Source organism: Mesorhizobium sp. WSM4847 (assembly GCF_055811335.1).
In genome coordinates this window covers 1-2,938 of sequence record NZ_JBVVPY010000075.1, presented here as the reverse complement: position 1 = coordinate 2,938, position 2,938 = coordinate 1, and the positions used below count along the sequence as shown (strand labels likewise).

At 58.5% G+C, this 2,938-nt stretch carries 2 protein-coding genes; both read left to right on the top strand.

All coding sequences use genetic code 11. The features are described from left to right. Positions 1–148 precede the first annotated feature (148 nt). The gene (locus AC0L28_RS34515; protein WP_473482945.1) at positions 149–1,735 is read left to right on the top strand and encodes an ABC transporter substrate-binding protein; all 1,587 of its coding nucleotides are present in this window, start codon (positions 149–151) and stop codon (positions 1,733–1,735) included. Between the two features lie 414 nt (positions 1,736–2,149). Beyond that, a partial coding sequence (locus AC0L28_RS34510; RefSeq protein WP_473482943.1) for a serine hydrolase domain-containing protein occupies positions 2,150–2,938 on the top strand: 789 nt, incomplete at its 3' end.

Sequence of the window (2,938 nt, the reverse complement as noted above, 5' to 3'; positions counted from 1 at the left end):
TTTGCGCGTAGGCAGCGTGAAGACGCAGATTTGCTGCGTTGATGTAGGGATAATTCGTACAATGCGACCCGTGGACGTTGTTACGATCGGCGAAACAGAGGCTGCTTAGTCGGCCCTAGGGGCAACACATGCAAGGAGGAACATTCTAGTGTCGCAGGAACTCGACTATCTCAGCCGCAGCGTCGCTGCAGGCCGGCTGAGCCGACGTGAATTTCTGGGCCGTGCGACGGCGCTCGGCCTTTCAGCGACATTCGCGAATTCGCTCCTCGCCAGTGCTGCGCGCGCCCAGGGGCCGGTCCGCGGCGGCATCATCAAGGGTGGTCTCCATGGTGGTCAGACGAGCGAAACCCTCGATCCTGCGGGGGCTTCCTTTGGGGTATTGACGGCAATTTTTGGCGCTTGCTGGGGCGATTATCTTGTAGAGCTGACGCCTGACGGCGGACTGGAGTATCGTCTCGCCGAAGAAGTCGGCTCGTCCAAGGACGCCAAGACCTGGACCCTTAAGCTCCGCCAGGATGTGGAATTCCACAACGGTAAAACGGTGACCGCGGAGGACGTGGTGGCGACGCTGGATCGTCACGCTAACAAGCAGTCACAGTCTGGCGCGCTCGGCATCTTGCGCAACATCGAGGGCCTCAAGGCCGACGGCCGCGACGTGGTCATCACGCTCAAGGAACCGGACGCCGAGCTTCCCTTCCTCATGACGGACTTTCATCTCATTATCCAGCCCAACGGAGGCAAGGACAACCCGGCCTCAGGCATCAGTGCAGGACCCTACAAAGTAACGGTCAGTGAGCCCGGGGTACGCCAAGGGGGGGAGCGCTTCGCCAATTTCTGGCAGCCCGAAAAGATGGGCTTTGCAGACCAGGTCGAGATCCTCGCCATCAACGACGCCACGGCCCGAATTGCCGCACTGCAGGGTGGCCAAGTGCACATCATCAATAAGGTCGAGCCCAAGGTTGTCGATCTCATCAAGCGCGCGCCCAACCTGAAAGTCGAGGTCATGTCGGGTCCGGAGCACTACTGTTTCGTCATGCACTGCGATACGGCGCCATTCGACAACAAGGATCTCAGGATGGCGCTCAAGCTCGCTATGGACCGGCAGCAGATGGTCGACACGATCCTGCGCGGCTATGGGACGGTCGGCAACGACTTCCCGATCAACGCCTCTTATACTCTGTTCCCCGAGGACATCGAGCAGCGCACCTTCGATCCTGATAGGGCGGCCTTCCACTACAAGAAATCTGGCCACAGCGGCTCCATTCTTCTCCGAACCGCCGACGCCGGCTTCCCCGGTGCCGTCGACGCCGCCCAGCTCTACCAACAGAGCTGCGCCAAAGCTGGCATCACCCTGGAGGTCAAGCGCGTGCCGGACGACGGCTACTGGTCAGAGGTCTGGAACAAGCAGCCCTTCTGCCCCACTTACTGGTCCGGGCGCGCGACGCAGAATCAGATGTACTCGACGACCTATCAGTCGACGGCACCCTGGAATGACACACGTTTCTTCAATGAGAAATTTGACAAGCTTCTCATCGAAGCCCGCGCCGAACTCGACCCGGACAAACGCAAGAACCTGTACAGAGAAATGGCCATCATCGTCCGCGATGAGGGCGGAACAATTGTGCCGATGTTCACCCAGTTCATCAATGCAGTGTCCGACAAGGTCGGCGGCTATGTCGGTTTCCGAGACTTGATGAATGCTCGCGCGTTCGCCAAATGCTGGCTGACGGCATAATTGGAGGCCGCCTGATATCAACTGTCCAACGGCCTAAATTGCGGATGATTGTCAATTTGGTTTGGCGATGTCGTTTACTTCCGAGGTCAGGCGGGACTTCCGAGTCGTGGCTAATGTCAGATTCTAAATGAGCGTTGGATTGGTTCGTTGCATGCGACTGCCCGCAGCAAGAATGCTTGGCGGAAAGGATGATGAATGAATAGTAAGCGAGATTCAGTGAAGATCAGCGCGGCCATGACTCCCGCTCCGCACCCTTCGGGATTAGCAGCGGCGCAGTCCAGCGTCGCTGAAGTTGCCGGGAAGTCATCGCAGTCCAATCCCGAGTCATGGCAGATCGATCCGATGCTAGGCGGGCCTATGATCCCGGCGGATGAGTGGTCCTTTTGGCCCTATAGCAGGTGGACATTTTCGCACGTGAGCGAATATACGCGAACCGCCACGGTTTGGCGGGGGCCAGGACCGGTCCTGCCGCTTCCAAGCCGGATCAGGGGGGATATCGGTGACATCGAAGTTGCCTCCAGAGACGGCCAGCGCGCCACAATCCGCGAATATCTCGAGAAGGACTATACTGACGGGTTTCTGGTTCTGCATCGCGGCGAGATCGTGTTCGAGACATACATGAATGGCATGGAGCCGCATTTTAAGCACATTGCCAGATCGGGTTCGAAGTCCATCACGGGGACGATGGTCGGGATCCTTGTCCACCAAGGGCTTATCGACCCTGAAAGTCTGGTAACCCGGTATTTGCCGGAACTTAAGGTGACCGCCTATCGCGGCGCCACGGTGCAGCACCTGCTAGACATGACTGCCGGCGCGACGTACAAGGGGTCATGGTGCGTGCCACATACTGATTACTTCAACTACAGCGTCGCTTCAGGATATTTCGGCCCCCCCGAGGGACATCCTGACGCTCCCGCCGACGTATGGCAGGCCATTCTGCGGATAACCGAGCAGGAGGCACCGCACGGCGCGCGGTTCAAGTACTTTGACCCCAACATCGACGTGCTTGGGCTCATTATGCAGCGTGTATCCGGTAAATTTCTTCCGGAGCTGTATAGCAGCGAATTGTGGGCGCCGATGGGGGCGGAGGAAGACGCCGTTCAAATCGTAGACAAATCCCGCTTTTCGCTGTCGTCCGGCGGATTTCAAGCCACACTTCGTGATTTTGCGCGCTTCGCGCTGCTTCATCTGCGCGGCGGCAGA